The organism is Pandoraea horticolens, assembly GCF_902459555.1.
Taxonomy (GTDB): Bacteria; Pseudomonadota; Gammaproteobacteria; order Burkholderiales; family Burkholderiaceae; genus Pandoraea; species Pandoraea horticolens.
Genome location: NZ_CABPSM010000003.1, coordinates 33,193 through 47,305, shown reverse-complemented (window position 1 = coordinate 47,305; position 14,113 = coordinate 33,193). Strand labels below are relative to the sequence as shown.

The 14,113-nt window shown below is 62.1% G+C and carries 17 protein-coding genes and 1 pseudogene; 9 read left to right on the top strand and 9 right to left on the bottom strand.

The annotated features are described in order from the left end of the window. Nucleotides 1-92 precede the first annotated feature (92 nt). From ubiA to PHO31112_RS27105, 7 genes are all read right to left on the bottom strand, one after another. Nucleotides 93-959: a 4-hydroxybenzoate octaprenyltransferase gene (ubiA, locus tag PHO31112_RS06900; RefSeq protein WP_150619833.1), complete on the bottom strand. Its 867-nt coding sequence runs from the start codon at nucleotides 957-959 to the stop codon at nucleotides 93-95. 85 nt (nucleotides 960-1,044) lie between these two features. After that, nucleotides 1,045-2,439, bottom strand: a complete 1,395-nt coding sequence (locus PHO31112_RS06895) for a 4Fe-4S binding protein (protein WP_150619832.1) — start codon at nucleotides 2,437-2,439, stop codon at nucleotides 1,045-1,047. Nucleotides 2,440-2,584: 145 nt separating this feature from the next. Beyond that, a complete protein-coding gene (locus tag PHO31112_RS06890; protein ID WP_150619831.1) occupies nucleotides 2,585-3,421 on the bottom strand; it encodes an FTR1 family iron permease in 837 nt (278 codons plus the stop codon). 59 nt (nucleotides 3,422-3,480) lie between these two features. After that, complete coding sequence (locus tag PHO31112_RS06885; protein ID WP_150619830.1) at nucleotides 3,481-3,837, bottom strand: cupredoxin domain-containing protein; 357 nt, start codon at nucleotides 3,835-3,837, stop codon at nucleotides 3,481-3,483. A gap of 63 nt (nucleotides 3,838-3,900) precedes the next feature. Continuing rightward, complete coding sequence (locus tag PHO31112_RS06880) at nucleotides 3,901-4,518, bottom strand: iron transporter (RefSeq protein WP_150619829.1); 618 nt, start codon at nucleotides 4,516-4,518, stop codon at nucleotides 3,901-3,903. Nucleotides 4,519-4,862: 344 nt separating this feature from the next. After that, complete coding sequence (locus tag PHO31112_RS06875; protein WP_150619828.1) at nucleotides 4,863-5,324, bottom strand: Lrp/AsnC family transcriptional regulator; 462 nt, start codon at nucleotides 5,322-5,324, stop codon at nucleotides 4,863-4,865. Then, the gene (locus PHO31112_RS27105) at nucleotides 5,324-5,464 is read right to left on the bottom strand and encodes a hypothetical protein (RefSeq protein ID WP_174995585.1); all 141 of its coding nucleotides are present in this window, start codon (nucleotides 5,462-5,464) and stop codon (nucleotides 5,324-5,326) included. Before PHO31112_RS27105 ends, PHO31112_RS06875 begins: the two co-directional genes overlap by 1 nt. A gap of 402 nt (nucleotides 5,465-5,866) precedes the next feature. On the opposite strand from PHO31112_RS27105, the gene PHO31112_RS06865 reads away from it, so the two are divergent. From PHO31112_RS06865 to PHO31112_RS06850, 4 genes are read left to right on the top strand one after another with little or no spacing between them, the layout of a single operon-like run. Next, the gene (locus tag PHO31112_RS06865) at nucleotides 5,867-6,655 is read left to right on the top strand and encodes an amino acid ABC transporter permease (RefSeq protein ID WP_150619826.1); all 789 of its coding nucleotides are present in this window, start codon (nucleotides 5,867-5,869) and stop codon (nucleotides 6,653-6,655) included. Continuing rightward, entirely contained in the window at nucleotides 6,652-7,305 is a 654-nt protein-coding gene (locus PHO31112_RS06860) for an amino acid ABC transporter permease (RefSeq protein WP_150619825.1), read from the top strand. Before PHO31112_RS06865 ends, PHO31112_RS06860 begins: the two co-directional genes overlap by 4 nt. Continuing rightward, on the top strand, nucleotides 7,289-8,017 hold the full coding sequence (locus PHO31112_RS06855; RefSeq protein ID WP_150619824.1) for an amino acid ABC transporter ATP-binding protein: 729 nt from the start codon (nucleotides 7,289-7,291) through the stop codon (nucleotides 8,015-8,017). Before PHO31112_RS06860 ends, PHO31112_RS06855 begins: the two co-directional genes overlap by 17 nt. A 57-nt stretch (nucleotides 8,018-8,074) precedes the next feature. Continuing rightward, nucleotides 8,075-8,872 (top strand): transporter substrate-binding domain-containing protein, encoded by a 798-nt coding sequence (locus tag PHO31112_RS06850; protein ID WP_150619823.1) that lies wholly within the window; start codon nucleotides 8,075-8,077, stop codon nucleotides 8,870-8,872. A gap of 75 nt (nucleotides 8,873-8,947) precedes the next feature. Here PHO31112_RS06850 and PHO31112_RS06845 read toward each other — a convergent pair whose 3' ends face one another. Then, a complete protein-coding gene (locus tag PHO31112_RS06845) occupies nucleotides 8,948-9,469 on the bottom strand; it encodes a DUF6622 family protein (protein ID WP_150619822.1) in 522 nt (173 codons plus the stop codon). Nucleotides 9,470-9,801: 332 nt separating this feature from the next. On the opposite strand from PHO31112_RS06845, the gene PHO31112_RS06840 reads away from it, so the two are divergent. Both PHO31112_RS06840 and PHO31112_RS06835 read left to right on the top strand, forming a co-directional pair. Next, the gene (locus PHO31112_RS06840) at nucleotides 9,802-10,203 is read left to right on the top strand and encodes a c-type cytochrome (RefSeq protein ID WP_150619821.1); all 402 of its coding nucleotides are present in this window, start codon (nucleotides 9,802-9,804) and stop codon (nucleotides 10,201-10,203) included. An 87-nt stretch (nucleotides 10,204-10,290) separates the two neighbouring features. After that, nucleotides 10,291-10,723, top strand: a pseudogene (locus tag PHO31112_RS06835) (alpha/beta fold hydrolase); the annotation flags it as partial. Nucleotides 10,724-11,404: 681 nt separating this feature from the next. Here PHO31112_RS06835 and PHO31112_RS27100 read toward each other — a convergent pair. Continuing rightward, nucleotides 11,405-11,548, bottom strand: a complete 144-nt coding sequence (locus PHO31112_RS27100) for a hypothetical protein (RefSeq protein ID WP_174995589.1) — start codon at nucleotides 11,546-11,548, stop codon at nucleotides 11,405-11,407. Between PHO31112_RS27100 and PHO31112_RS06830 the strand changes: the two genes are divergently transcribed. The 3 genes from PHO31112_RS06830 to PHO31112_RS06820 are packed head-to-tail and all read left to right on the top strand — an operon-like array spanning nucleotide 11,547 to nucleotide 13,600. Continuing rightward, nucleotides 11,547-13,103 (top strand): hypothetical protein, encoded by a 1,557-nt coding sequence (locus PHO31112_RS06830; protein WP_150619820.1) that lies wholly within the window; start codon nucleotides 11,547-11,549, stop codon nucleotides 13,101-13,103. The two genes, PHO31112_RS27100 and PHO31112_RS06830, sit on opposite strands and share 2 nt — an antisense overlap. After that, entirely contained in the window at nucleotides 13,100-13,282 is a 183-nt protein-coding gene (locus PHO31112_RS06825; protein WP_150619819.1) for a type II toxin-antitoxin system RelE/ParE family toxin, read from the top strand. Before PHO31112_RS06830 ends, PHO31112_RS06825 begins: the two co-directional genes overlap by 4 nt. Nucleotides 13,283-13,285: 3 nt before the next feature. After that, nucleotides 13,286-13,600 (top strand): addiction module antidote protein, encoded by a 315-nt coding sequence (locus PHO31112_RS06820; protein ID WP_150619818.1) that lies wholly within the window; start codon nucleotides 13,286-13,288, stop codon nucleotides 13,598-13,600. Nucleotides 13,601-14,113 lie beyond the last annotated feature (513 nt).

Sequence of the window (14,113 nt, the reverse complement as noted above, 5' to 3'; positions counted from 1 at the left end):
AGCAAAGACAAACGGCCCGCATGCGGGCCGTTTTGTTGGGTATGTTTGCCTGACGATGCGTGAGCGTGACGCAGAGGATGCTGCACCGGCGCTTATGCCGTCAGCAGGTAATGTCCGGCAATGCCCGCGAATACGGCGGCACCGAGCCAGTTGTTATGGCGGAACGCCGCGAAGCACGGCATACGCTCGCGTCCGCGAATCAGGAAGTAATGGTAAATGGCGAAGCTCACCGCCACGGCCATGCCCAGCCAGAACGGCCAGCCGAAGCCCAGATATACGCCGACGCCCGTCTGAATGCCGAGTGCGCCGGCGTAACAGAGCATGATCGCCAGCACGTCGAAGCGTCCGAACGTGATCGCCGACGTCTTGATGCCGATCTTCAGGTCGTCGTCGCGATCGACCATCGCATATTCGGTGTCGTACGCCACCGACCAGAACACATTCGAGAGCAGCAGCACCCATGCGACGACCGGCACCTGATCCTGCACGGCAGCAAAAGCCATCGGAATGCCGAAACCGAACGCTACGCCGAGATAGGCCTGCGGAATCGCCAGAAAGCGCTTGGTGAACGGATAGGTGCCCGCGACGAACAGCGCGGGAATCGACAGCCACTTGGTCAGCGCGTTGAGCGGCAGAATCAGCAGGAAGCTCACGAGTGCGAGCGTCGCAGCCACGGCGAGCGCTTCCCATGCACGAATGCGTCCCGACGTGATCGGACGCTCTTTCGTGCGTTTGACGAACCTGTCGAAGTCGCGGTCGGCGTAATCGTTGATGGCGCAGCCCGCCGAGCGCATCAGGAACGTGCCGAGCGTGAAGATCGCAAGCAGCAGCAGGTCGGGATGCCCGTTCGATGCGATCCACAGCGCCGCGAGCGTCGGCCACAGCAGCAGCACGGTGCCGATCGGCTTATCGAGGCGAACGAGGCGGAAATAAAGCGGCAGGCGTTGAGCAAGCAACATGGGCGTTACACAGAAAGACTTGTGGCGACATTGTAGGCCACGGGCCGAAGGCTCGCCAATCGGGACGCGCCAGTCACCCGTTGCGTCACCATATCCAGAACATCAGCAGCCAGAGCCAGTTGACTAGCGCCAGCGCCGCCACGACACCCGCCATGCCGGCCAGACGGCGCCCGAACGAGCGTGCGTGACGGCCGGTCACGCGCCAGCCCAGCCACAGGCTCCACAGCGTGGTCGCGGCGAGAATGGCCGCCCGCACGTCGTTGGCCCAGTACACCGGCAGATGCTCGGCACGCAACAGGCTGATCGTCGTGGCCGACAGGCCGATGAACACCCCGGCCCCGGCGATCGGAATGAGCGACTGCACCAGATGATTGAATCGCGACGTCTGCCACGGTCCCATCGCCCGGTTGGCCAGCGCGAAGAGAATCGTGAAGGCCAGGCCCAGCAGCAGGCCGTTGCCCAGGATGTACGTGACGACCATGCCGCCGTCGAGCCACGTGAAGACGTCGCTCTGATCGGGGTAATTGGTGAACACGAACCACGGGGCGTTCGTCTCGAACGGCCACATGATGTTGTGATCAATGAGCCACGTGGCCAGCATGGTCTTGGTGGCGACGAACCACGGATTCACCGTCCAGTGGAACGCGCCGATGGCCACGCCAAGCAGACCGTACATGACGAGCACGCTGTCCCACACGCTATTGTTCTCGGTCGCACCGAACTTCACGATCTCTTCGCTCGGCGAGCGGCTTGTGAGTTCGATGGCGTCGCGATGCCCGGCGCAACGCCCACACATATGGCACTGCGCCCCCCCCTTCATGTTGCGCAGCGGCACGAGCGGCGCGCAGTTGATCGGCATGATCTTGTGGCCGTTGGTGTGATACGACCGGCGCCAGGCGTCTTCGTTGACCTTGAAGTGGAACGGCGCCAGACGCGCCAGCAACGAGAATACGCCGTTGACCGGGCACAGATACTTGCACCACACACGCTTGTCGCGCCCATAGAAATAGCCGATCACCATCGCGCCGACGGTCGAACCGCCGAGCACCAGCAGCACTGCCTTCGGATATTGGTAGACGCTGACCATCTGACCGTAGAGGGTCGTGCCGGCGAAGGCCACGAACGGCCAGCCGCCCCAGCGCATCCAGCGGGGAATGGCGCGCCCGCGCCCATGGCGGCTCGCGAATTCCGAGAGCGTGCCTTCCGGACACAGCACACCGCACCAGACACGGCCCATGAGCACCATGCTGATGAGCACGAACGGCCACCAGATGCCCCAGAACGTGAACTGCGCAAAGACAGTGAGGTTATCGAGGATGTGTGCCGTTTCGTCAGGCAACGGCATCATGACCGGCACGCAGATGAGGAACGCATAAACCAGCACGACGCCCCACTGCACGCCACGTATCAGCTTGCCGTGGTGTTGCATCCAAAGGCCCAGTCGGGCCAGTCGATTCGGGACAGGTATGGCGATGCTCATGCTCAACTCGTACGTCGGGGGATGACCTACCGGCTGACGGCGCTTGTCGATTCGGCGGATCTTGCGGATCCTGCCCGGACGCTTCCGTTCAGACCGTTGTGGCGCAGCGGCAGGGACGCATTCCCTGCCGCTGCGCATGACCCGCTCAGGCGGGTTTGATTTGCCTGGGCGAAGCGCCTGCCCGTTTGAGCAGCGCCCACGTGAATATCCAATACACAGCGTACACCAACAGATTCATGCCGGCCGGATGCGCGCGATACCCCGTCAGGGTGGCGACGAGGCTGCCGAACGGGCTGGCATCGTCAAGAATCGCGGAAGTATCCCACAGTTGATCGACCAGCGCCGGTACCAGCTCGAGCGAGATCAGACGATCAAGCCCCGACTCGAGCAGCCCCGCCGCCAGGAACAGCAGCATGATTTCGGTGACGCGGAAGAACAGGCGCCACGAGAAGATCTTTCCGCCCAACTGCAACAGCCAGAACGTGAAAAGCGCCAGCACGAAACCGATCAGCACCGCGAGCCACATCGACAGCGGCACGCTGCCTTGCTGGCCGAAGCCGATGCCGTACAGAAAGATGGCCGTCTCGCTGCCTTCGCGGGCAATGGCCAGCGCCACCAGCACGAGCACGCCCCACCATGTGCCCCGATCCTGGTTTTTCTGCAGCGACGATTCCATGTCGCGCTTGAGCGTTCGCCCGTGACGCTTCATCCAGAAGACCATCTGCACGATCAACACACAGGCGATCAATACCATGGCGGTCTGGAAGTAATCCTGCGCATCACCCGAAAGCACTTCGGTGAAACCGACCAGTGCGGCGCCCAGCGCCGCGGCCGCTGCGATCCCGAGCGCGACGCCGGTCCAAAGATAGGGCAGGCCACGCTTAGCACCGTGCTCCGGGTTCGCCAGCCAGGCATGGAGAATGCCGACAACCAGCAATGCCTCGACGCTTTCGCGCCAGACGATGAACATGACCTGACCCATCGTGTGATTCCTCTCGTGATGCGTGTCTTACCGTGTGACTGAAACGACTTCCGCATGGCTTACTTGGCGACGATCACGCCTTGCGCCTGCTGATGGAAATCGTCGAAAAACTTGTACTCGCCCGGCTGCAGCGGTGAAATCACCACAAACGACTGCGCGCCCGGCGCCAGCACCTTTTCCTTGCGCAGTTGCAGACTTTCAAACTCGACGGCATTCGTTCCGGTGTTGTGCACCTCGATCTTGATGCGCTTGCCGGCCGGCACCTCGATGCGCGCCGGGTTAAGCTTGCCGTTGTTCATTTCCAGCCTGAAGGTGGGCAAGTCGTCGGCACGAGCAAGCGACACGCCGCCCAATGCCAACAAAGTCACCACCAGGGCCGCCATCGTGGCCAGCAGGCGCGCGATGCGCTGATTCATCCTTGTGCTCCAAACGAAAACAGCGCTGGCCCCAGGCCAACGCTGAATCAGGGTTATGCAGGCTTAGTAGCCACCCTTCTTGCCAATACCCGAGAAAGTGAAATCGGCTTCCTTGGTAATCGGCTTGAACCACGGACCCACGCCCGTTTCCTTGTCGACGTGACGGCCGAAGCACCACGGGCCCATGCCGCCATGCGTAGCGTGCGCGCCAGCGGCTGCCGTGCCGCCCATCTTGCAACCGAACTCCTGCAGCGTGCCCGGCGCGTTGACGACCATCGTCAGCTTGTACTTGCCGACGCCCGCCAGCTTGACGTTATCGCCATAGTGCGGACCATCGCTCGCGACCATCGGCATCATCAGGCCTTTGACGGCGGCGCCATCCGGCTTGCCGTCCTTCATCTTTTGCAGCTCGTACGTGATCTCAAGCCCCGGAATCCAATCGCCTTCGGCATAGCCGTTCGGGTTCTTGGCAATCGCATGAATATCCGCCTCGAGGTGGATGTCCGACTTGGCGGCATCGTGCATCATGCCGGCCGGTTCCATCGTGACCGGCTGGAGATACACCGTATTGATTTCCATGCCCGCCGCATTAAACGGTTTGCCAATGGGAAACTCGGCAGCCTGAGCCAGGGTAGCCGCACCGGCAAGCAACACCGCTGCCACGAGGGATTTCACACGCATACGCACTCCAGATGGATGAGGAAGTTAATGCAAACAATTCTCAATAATTTTAACACCTTCGCCACTGTCAGACAAACGTGCGAAGTCAAGGCGAGACGGGGATAAGCGGGAAATTCGAGGGGTGTGCGAGCACCGGCGGGGTCGCACAGCAATTCTTAGTGGCCGTTTACGGAAAATTACCGGCGGCAGAATTGCACGATTTGCCGGAGATTTTGAGTCCCGTGGGCACATAGCGGCCTTGTCATCCGCCGTCATCGGCGCATGCCACCGCGCGACACCTTGGCGACCACGTGCTGGTAACAAAGGAACCGGTCGAACCAACGCGGCTGACGGCCCTGCAACGTTCAAGGCAGCACACCGCCCCGATCGATTTTCCGGGCCAGCACGACCGACGTCGTGGTGCGGGCCACGCCGTCGATCTCGCCGATGGTATCGAGCAGTCCGTCGAGTTGGTCCGGCGACGCGGCGTGCAGCCAGGCCACATAGTCGAACTCCCCGCTGACGGTACACAGCAAGTGAACCTCGGGCATCTTGTTCAGACGCCGCATCACGTCGCGCCCTGAGCGCGGCTGCACGCTGATGCCCACGCAGGCCTGCAACCCGCCGCCTGCGGCATCCTGTCCCAGTCGCACGGTGTAGCCGGCGATGACCCCGGCCTGCTCGAGCCGGCCGATGCGGGCCACCACGGTGGTGCGCGCCACACCGAGGCGGCGCGCCAGATTGGCCGTACTCTCGCGCGCATTCACACGCAACAGCGCGAGCAGGTTACGGTCGAGTTCGTCGAGTGCCGTCGTAGACAACGTCATCAGACTTCGTCCTTTGAGTCATCGCCGCCATGGACCATCACGCCGCGCTGGATACGCTCGCGCCTGATCTCCTCATCCCGATACCGCATGTCCGGAGCGCGCGACGCCGCGCGCTCGCCGCAGTCGTTGATCTGTTGCATGTTTTTCCGTCGAGAGATGCCGGGTGAGGCAAAAGACCGGCAAAGCGCGATTATAAAACCATGCCGTCGTGTCAGACGGCCCGTCGTCTCCCACAATAAGAGATACGATGACGAGCCTGTAAAACCCGCTGCCATCAACCCATCGTTGAGGTCGCCTCACGCAATCCACAGTGCCCCGCCCCACGGTTCAAACTCCCTTTACCCCTTGTCCAGTCAAGGCTATAGCCAAGGGTATCCCCCCAACGGCCGACTATTGACAACGCTGATTGGCGATGCGCAAAATCACATCACTTATATGACGACGTACAAGAAAGACCCACCACGGCGACTGCGGACGTCATAACCGCGACGGAAGCGGCGTGGCGCGTCGGCCCCGAACGTCACCGGAGACAGGCGTTTGTCATGCATTTCTCGTTGAATTTCGCCCCACTGGTTCCTTACTGGCCTGTTTTCCTCGAAGGCGCGTGGCTCACGCTCAAGATGACCGTACTTGCGGTCGTGATCGGCACCGTCGCGGGCACGTTGGTCGCCTTTGCCAAGCGCAGCCGCCACCGATGGCTCGTTCGCCTTTGCAACATCTACATCGAGTCGGTACGCAACACCCCGTTTCTCGTTCAGATCTTCCTGCTCTATTTCGGTCTCGCCAGTCTCGGCGTGCATATGCCGACGTTTGCGGCCGCCGTCATCGCGATGGTGATCAACATCGGTGCTTACGCGGCGGAGATCATTCGCGCCGGACTCGAATCGGTGCCGCGCGGTCAGATCGAAGCCGCCGAGTGTCTGGGGCTATCGAAGTGGCGCATTGCGTGGCACGTCATGCTGCAACCGTCCATCGAGAAGGTGTACCCGGCGCTGACCACCCAGTTCATTCTGATGATGCAGGCCTCCGCCATGGCCTCACAGATTTCCGCCGAAGAACTGACCGCCGTTGCCAACACCGTGCAGTCGGACACCTTCCGCTCGCTCGAGACGTACATCGTCGTGGCCGCGCTCTACCTCGGGCTGTCGCTGCTGGTGAAACTGGTGGCATGGGCCGCCGGCGAGTACTTCTTCAAGCGCCGCCGTACCGTGCGACGCGCCGCAGCGCAGGCGGCTCAGGCCTCGCGTCGCCGTGCCGCCGCCTCGCGCGCGGCCAATCCGAACGCGACGGACACCTCGGGCAGCAACACTGCGCAACGGAGCGCCTCATGATCGGCAACTTTTCATGGACCTATTTCGGGTATCTGGTGCAGTCCATCGGGTGGACGCTGGTGCTCTCCCTGATCGCGTTCGTGCTGGGCAGCGCAGGTGGCTTCCTCGTGATGCTCGCGCGCATCTCGCCGCGCCGCTGGTTGCGACTGCCCGCGCGGGTGTTCATCGAAGCGATTCAGGGAATTCCGCTACTGATCCTGCTGTTCATCGTCTACTTCGGGTTGTCGGTGTACGGCTTCGAGCTGCCCGCCATCGTGGCCGCCGCGCTTGCGCTGATGGTCTACACCAGCGCCTATCTGGGCGACATCTGGCGCGGCTGCGTCGAAGCGATGCCGCGTGCACAGTGGGAGGCTGCCGAGTGCTTGTCGTTCTCGCGCTGGCAAACGCTGCGTCTGGTCATCATTCCGCAGGCCGTGCGCCTGTCGCTGCCGCCGACCATCGGCTTTCTCGTGCAGATCATCAAGATGACGTCGCTGGCGTCGGTCATCGGCTTCGTGGAACTCACGCGTGCCGGCCAGATCATCAACAACTCGATTTTCCAGCCCTTCCTCGTGTTCTCGCTGGTGGGGGTCTTTTATTTCGTGCTGTGCTACCCACTCTCGCGCTGGAGCGCATCACTGGAGGACAGGCTCAATGTCGGCAATCGTTAAGGTCAACCAGATTCACAAACGCTTCGGCGACAACCCGGTGCTCAAGGGAGTGTCGTTCGAAGTGGAGCGCGGCAAGATGGTCGCGATCATCGGCGCGAGCGGCTCGGGCAAGAGTACGGCACTGCGTTGTATCGACCGCCTGGAAACCATTGACGAAGGCTCCATCGAAGTGTGCGGCATTCGTGTGGAAGATCCGCAAATCGACCTGCATCAACTGCGTCGCGAAGTGGGCATCGTCTTCCAGAGCTACAACTTGTTTCCGCACCTGAGCGTGCGCGAGAACATCATGCTTGCACTGCGACACGTGAAGCGTCTGGCGCGCGGCGAAGCGCAGGAAGTGGCCAAGCGTGTGCTCGCGCAAGTGGGCCTCTCCGATAAGGCCGACAGTTATCCCGAGCAACTCTCGGGCGGCCAGCAACAACGTGTGGCCATTGCCCGCTCGCTCGCGATGTCGCCGAAAGTCATGCTGTTCGATGAAGTGACGTCGGCGCTCGATCCGCAACTCACGGGCGAAGTGCTGCGCGTCATGGAAGACCTCGCGGCCGACGGCATGACGATGCTGCTCGTCACGCACGAGATGGCGTTCGCCAAGCGCGTGGCCGATCAGATCATCTACATGCATCAGGGCAAGGTGTGGGAAGTTGGTCCGGGCGAAATGCTCGACAACCCGCAAACGCCCGAACTGCGCGCATTCCTCGCCAACGGGCTGTAAGCACGCAGTCACGACAACAACGTCAATCCAACAACGTCAATCCAAGGAGACCACCGCATGAAACTCAAGACGTTCCTCACCCAGGCCTGCACCGCCGTCCTGCTCGGTGCGATGGCGCACGCCGCTTTTGCCGATCAGCTCGACGACATCAAGAAGGCGGGCAAGATTCGCGTTGCGATCGCCATGGGCACGCCGCTGTACTCGTTCGCCGACGCCAATCTGCAACCGGCAGGCTCGGACGTCGACACGGCCAAGCTGCTGGCGCAGGATCTGGGCGTGAAGCTCGATATCGTGTCTGTGACGAACGCCGCGCGCGTGCCGACGCTGCAAGCGAACCGTGCCGATATCGTGGTGGCCGATCTCTCGATTACGCCGGAACGTGCACAGGTGATCGACTTCTCGATTCCATACGCCGTCATTTCGATCATCGTCGGCGGGCCGAAGAGCGTGAGCATCAAGGGTTACGACGACCTCAACGGCAAACGCATCGGCCTCACGCGCGCGACCGTCAACGATACACTCACCACGCAAAACGCCAAGGGTGCACAGATCGTTCGCTATGAAGACGACGCCACGCTCATCACGTCGATGGTGACGGGGCAGGTCGATATCTTCTCGAGCACGCCGTCGAACCTCGGCGAGATGATCAAGCGTGCACCGGACAAGAACCTCGAACTGAAGTTCGCGCAGAAGGAATTCGATCTTGGCATCGCACTCAACAAGAACCAGCCCGCGCTCAAGGACTGGATCAACAACTGGGTGAAGACCAACCTGAAGAACGGCAAGCTCAACGCGATCTACAAGAAGTACCACGGCCGCGATCTGCCGGACAGCGTGACGAAAGGCGCGGCGTAATATCACCGTCACCGCACGCGAACGGCCGTTAGCAAGACAAGCGCTGACGGCCCTTGCAGACTCACAGCGGCAAACTCACGACGCCGGCGACGCGTCACTGGCGACGCTGACATTACGCATTGCACGTCGGATCGCCAGTGCGCGCCCGAGGAAAATGCCGCTGAACGCGCCGTACGACAGGCAAATCCACGCGGCGAATCCGCCGTTCGACGTCAGGTCGGGATGGATTGCCAGCGCGACGGCCACACTGAACTTCAGCGCAAAGATCGCCACCATCCAGACCGGAGGCAGCCAGCTGCCCGACACTTGCACGCGACGCGTCGCAGGCAGCCGACTCACGTGCCCCCACCATCCCAACGCCGAACGCAGCACAGCGGCAATCACCACCGCACTCGCCCATGCGATCAACGCCGGCGCGTGCGTCGTGAAGGTATTGGCCGCACCGTAGGCGGATACTGCCGTCATGGCTAAAGGCATCGCGAGCGCCGCCCATAGCGGCTTTTGCTGCGTCCGTGTCGCCGACAATCCGAGCGCGACCAGCGCGACGAACAGCCACCAGACCCAAAAGGGAACGTGAGAGAGAAAGGCGAATGACATGGGGAGGCTCCGTGAACCGGCATGCACGTATGCGACGCCCGAAGCATCGCGCGGTACTGTCCCAGTGTGCGAGCCATCTGCGACAAACGGTGACCGGGCGTCGCGAACTGCGCGCATGACGGTGCGAACGCACGCCGCCCCGGTTCGGCATCCTGCGCGCTCGAAGCGCCCAACCTCCGCGCTCACGACACGCTGTCGCACGACGCGGGGCGGGAACCACTGGCCGTGCCCGGCGGAAAGCGGTAACTTAGCGGTTTGCCGTGACAACTGCCGTTACAACATATCCCCCGACTTTCCACCCTCCAATGATTGCCCGCTCTACCCCTCTTTGCATGCTGGCCCATCGTCTTGCCCCCGCTGCGCGCCTGCGAATCGGCACGTTGACGTTTGCGCTCGCCACGTTTGCCGCATCGGCCTTCGCCGCACCGGATATCGACGCCGGCAAGGCGCTGTTCACCTCACGCTGTGCATCGTGCCATTCGGTCGGGCCGATGGCGGCGTCCGGCTTCGGCCCGCAACTCAACGGCCTCGCCAATCGGCGCGCGGGCAGCCTGCCGGACTTCGATTACTCGAAGGAAATGAAGCAGTCGGGCATCGTGTGGGACGACAAGACGCTCGCCGCCTTCATCGCCAATCCCGGCAAGACCGTGCCTGGCACAAAGATGCGCTTCTGGGGCATTGGCAACGAACGCAAGGTCGCGGATCTGATCGCCTACTTACGCACGTTCAAGTGAGGTGAGACGGGGCGGTAATGCGTGGGGACATTGACCTGCGAGTAGTCGGAAGGCGAGTGCCTTCAATTCAGACCGCCCGTATGCGGATTTAGCGCCGATTTCAAGCACCAGACCCTGACCATCAACGGCGCGAAGATATACGTGCGCGTCGGCGGCCACGGCCCTGCCGTCGTATTGCTGCACGGCTATGGCAAGACCGGCGACATGTGGGCGCCACTCGCCGCAAATCACACGGTGGTCGTCCCCGATCTTCACGGCCGAGCAGCCTGAACGCGTGACGAAGCTCGTACTCATGGACGCACCGATTCCCGGTGTCGGCCCGTGGGAGGAAATCTTGAAGAGCCCGCTACTCTGGCACTTCCGTTTCGGTGGGCCGGATATGGAGCAGCTGGTCAAGGGCCGCGAGCGTATTTACCTCGATCGCTTCTGGAACGAGTTTTCGGCGGACCCCAAGAATTTCAGTGAAGCTTCGCGTCGGCATTACGCAAAGTTCTATGCACTGCCCGGCGCGATGCATTCGTGATTTCGAAGGTGCTGAACTTTCCGGCGTCCGCTTCCGCTCACACCCAGAAACCCACAAAGCAAGGCCCACGGAAGCGAGAATCGCGAAAAACGATGCGAGCGCCTGCGCCCATCCAGCCGCGTCCCCCGTTCCCAAACCCTGCACGCACTTCAACATTGCAACGCCAGTTGCGCCACACGATGCGATGTCCGCCCTCCCTGCGCCTCCTTTAACGTGAACGAGTCGGCGTATGTGCTGTACACAAACACAGTATCAAATGGCATAGATGCCAACACTCCCCTCCGGCACTTCCGGTACACCACATGCCCGATACATGCTCGATGTCGAGCACAATATCGTGTGCGCGACGGACTGGGCGGAATGGTGTAAGTGGATGGCCGAGCCGCTGTGCCCGCGCTAGGTCACAGTCGTACCGCCGACCAATGCCTGTGCATTCACCTTCTTCGCAGGGATGCCGGACGAGCAAGGCGCGCACTGAGCGATTCATGCAAGTGCAGATGGCGAGACTATGCGACAGTCAATCGTGATCGCAAAATTTCTATCCTCTGAAGCCATGAATCGAGTTTCCAGCACTGAAGCCACGCGCTCCCAGCCCCCAGTGACTGCGTCAACGTCGGCGCAGCCTCGACAGAATGCACGGCCGCCGACTGCGCTGGCCGCCAATGTGCACGTGGTGCATCAGGCCGATGAGCGATCCGGCATGCCGTCGAGCTCGACCCAGCGACCGCTTTCCCCCGCAACACTGGAAATCACCTCGAACAGCGGATCGGAAAAGCGTTCAGCACCACAAGATGCAAGCAGTGGAAAGGATGCTGTTTCCATGCCGCCCCCGGCCAAAATCCCTCGACAAAAAACTGGCGCGTCAGGCGGGAAAGCGAAGATCACCGACGCCATGTTGCAGACGTGGAAGACCCTCGGCCAGGCGGGAATTGGGGCTGCGGGTGGGCTCAGTGGTATGGCCAAGCGGAACAATGTCCCGGCTGGGACATTGAGAAATTACCTTCGCGCGGACGGCCGCCTGACCCAGCATGGCGAAGACCGGCTCAACCCGGGCAGGAAAGCGAAGATCACCGACGCCATGTTGCGGACGTGGAAGACCCTCGGCCACGAGGGGATTGAGGCTGTGGGTGGGCTCGACGGTATGGCCAGGCGGTGCAATGTCCCGACTGCAGTACTGAGAAATTACCTTCATGCCGACGGCCGCTTGACCCAGCTCGGCGAAGACCGGCTCAACCCGGGCGGGAAAGCGAAGATCACCGATGCCATGTTGCAGACGTGGAAGGCCCTCGACCGGGCGGGGATTAAGGCCGCCGGTGGGCTCGAAGGTGTGGCCAGGCGGGACAATGTCCGGGCTGCGGCACTGAAAACTTACCTTCGTGCCGACGGCAGCCTGACCCAACTCGGCGAAGACCGGCTCAACCCGGGCGGGAAAGCGAAGATCACCGATGCCATGTTGCAGACGTGGAAGACCCTCGGTCGGGCGGAGATTGAGGCTGCGGGTGGACTCGAAGGTGTGGCCAGGCGGGACAATGTCCCGGCTGCGGCACTGAAACATTACCTGTATGCCGACGGCCGCCTGACCCAGCGCGGCGAAGACCGGCTCAACCCGGGCAGGAAAGCGAAGATCACGGACGCCATGTTGCGGACGTGGAAGACCCTCGGCCAGGCGGGGATTGAGGTCGCCGGTGGGCTCGACGGTGTGGCCCGGCGGAACAATGTCCCGGCTGCAGCACTGAAAACTTACCTGCGTGCCGACGGCAGCCTGACCCAGCGCGGCGAAGACCGGCTCAACGCGAGCGCGAAAGCCAAGATCACCGACGCCATGTTGCGGACCTGGAAGGCCCTCGGCCAGGCGGAGATTGAGGCCATCGGTGGGCTCGACGGTGTGGCCAGGCGGGACAATGTCCCGGCTGCGGCACTGAAACATTACCTGCGTGCCGACGGCAGCCTGACCCAGCGCGGCGAAGACCGGCTCAATCCGGGCGGGAAAGCGAGGATCACCGACGCCATGTTGCGGACGTGGAAGGCCCTCAGCCGGGCGGAGATTGAGGCCGCCGGTGGACTCGACGGCGTGGCCCGGCGGGACAATGTTCCGGTTGCGGCACTGAGAACTTACCTTCGTGCCGACGGCAGCCTGAGCCAGCGCGGCGAAGACCGGCTCAACCGGGGCGGGAAAGCGAAGATCACCGAGGCCATGTTGCGAACGTGGAAGGCCCTCGGCCAGGCGGAGATTGAGGCCGCCGGGGGGCTCAACGGTGTGGCCCGGCGGGACAAGGTCTCAGTTGCGGCACTGAAAACTTACCTGCGGGCCGACGGCCGCCTGACCCAGCTCGGCGAGAAACGATTCCTCCGCAAGGCTGGCGCGCAGCCTATATGAACGGCAATGTTCTCAGGGCGGTTGAGACTGATCGCCCGGTTCACGCCGGCCCGAGCTATCGAGCGTATTTCGCGCAACGTGGTGCCGTGCTCGTGATCCTGCTGTGTAGTGGCGACAAGTCGACGCAGGCAAAAGATATCAAGCGCACCAAGAAGCTGACTGACGAGTTGGAGAACTGAGAAATGAAACTGAGTGAATTGAAATTGTTTGACGCCGCAGAGGCGTTCAAGGACGACGAGGCAATCCGGCATTACCTGTCGCTCGCGTTTGAAGGCGGGGACCCGCGTGAGATTCAGCGAGCCCTCGGCGCGGTCGCCCGTGCGCGGGGAATGAGCGCGTTAGCCCGAGCGTCGGGCATCGCTCGGGAGGCGCTGTATCGCGCACTCTCAGATACCGGCAATCCTGAGTTCGCGACCATCTTGAAGGTCGTCAGTGCCCTCGGACTACACCTCACGCTGACCACGCACCCCGACGCGAATGAGGCGGCGACGGCATAAGCCGTCGCCCGATGCGGCTATCGCGGCCACGGTCTTACTGTGCCGGATGGCACAAGTCGTAAGCGCGGGCAGCACGACACCTTCCGCCCAAGCCCGCCACACGTCGTAATCTGCTGCGCCTGGCTCGTTGGGAATCTCGCAGTCAGCAGCTAGTGCGCTATCGAGCGGCGGCTTGCTTTGCGGCAGCAACAGCTTCGCCTAGAAACGCACGGTACTAATAGGTAAGGGTTCCGAAACGGTCATGGCCGTCGAAGTCATTCCACTCGAAGCCAAACTCATCAAGCCACAAGCGATAGGCAGCCAAGTCTGTGGCGACTGGTGCTAAAGAGCCGGTGTTGCACGGCCGAAGCTTTGCTCGGTCTAGCAAGTAAAGGCTTGCCTCGACCCAAGGACTACCGTCGGCAGTCAAAACCACAGGTGAATGAGGAATCGAACCTGCAACACCCTTTACAACAATCTGTCGGAAGCAAGAGGACTTCCCGAACCTTGCGTTGGTAGCTGACTTTGACCGTG

Excerpts from the sequence above, each read along its gene's own strand:
- PHO31112_RS27100 (WP_174995589.1), bottom strand. The coding sequence starts at position 11,548 with ATGGAAACAGCATCCTTTCCACTGCTTGCATCTTGTGGTGCTGAACGC.
- PHO31112_RS06860 (WP_150619825.1), top strand. The coding sequence starts at position 6,652 with ATGATCGGCAACTTTTCATGGACCTATTTCGGGTATCTGGTGCAGTCC.
- ubiA (WP_150619833.1), bottom strand. The coding sequence starts at position 959 with ATGTTGCTTGCTCAACGCCTGCCGCTTTATTTCCGCCTCGTTCGCCTC.
- PHO31112_RS27105 (WP_174995585.1), bottom strand. The coding sequence starts at position 5,464 with ATGCAACAGATCAACGACTGCGGCGAGCGCGCGGCGTCGCGCGCTCCG.
- PHO31112_RS06865 (WP_150619826.1), top strand. The coding sequence starts at position 5,867 with ATGCATTTCTCGTTGAATTTCGCCCCACTGGTTCCTTACTGGCCTGTT.
- PHO31112_RS06885 (WP_150619830.1), bottom strand. The coding sequence starts at position 3,837 with ATGAATCAGCGCATCGCGCGCCTGCTGGCCACGATGGCGGCCCTGGTG.
- PHO31112_RS06820 (WP_150619818.1), top strand. The coding sequence starts at position 13,286 with ATGAAACTGAGTGAATTGAAATTGTTTGACGCCGCAGAGGCGTTCAAG.
- PHO31112_RS06855 (WP_150619824.1), top strand. The coding sequence starts at position 7,289 with ATGTCGGCAATCGTTAAGGTCAACCAGATTCACAAACGCTTCGGCGAC.
- PHO31112_RS06890 (WP_150619831.1), bottom strand. The coding sequence starts at position 3,421 with ATGGGTCAGGTCATGTTCATCGTCTGGCGCGAAAGCGTCGAGGCATTG.
- PHO31112_RS06825 (WP_150619819.1), top strand. The coding sequence starts at position 13,100 with ATGAACGGCAATGTTCTCAGGGCGGTTGAGACTGATCGCCCGGTTCAC.
- PHO31112_RS06830 (WP_150619820.1), top strand. The coding sequence starts at position 11,547 with ATGCCGCCCCCGGCCAAAATCCCTCGACAAAAAACTGGCGCGTCAGGC.
- PHO31112_RS06880 (WP_150619829.1), bottom strand. The coding sequence starts at position 4,518 with ATGCGTGTGAAATCCCTCGTGGCAGCGGTGTTGCTTGCCGGTGCGGCT.
- PHO31112_RS06895 (WP_150619832.1), bottom strand. The coding sequence starts at position 2,439 with ATGAGCATCGCCATACCTGTCCCGAATCGACTGGCCCGACTGGGCCTT.
- PHO31112_RS06840 (WP_150619821.1), top strand. The coding sequence starts at position 9,802 with ATGCTGGCCCATCGTCTTGCCCCCGCTGCGCGCCTGCGAATCGGCACG.
- PHO31112_RS06850 (WP_150619823.1), top strand. The coding sequence starts at position 8,075 with ATGAAACTCAAGACGTTCCTCACCCAGGCCTGCACCGCCGTCCTGCTC.
- PHO31112_RS06875 (WP_150619828.1), bottom strand. The coding sequence starts at position 5,324 with ATGACGTTGTCTACGACGGCACTCGACGAACTCGACCGTAACCTGCTC.
- PHO31112_RS06845 (WP_150619822.1), bottom strand. The coding sequence starts at position 9,469 with ATGTCATTCGCCTTTCTCTCTCACGTTCCCTTTTGGGTCTGGTGGCTG.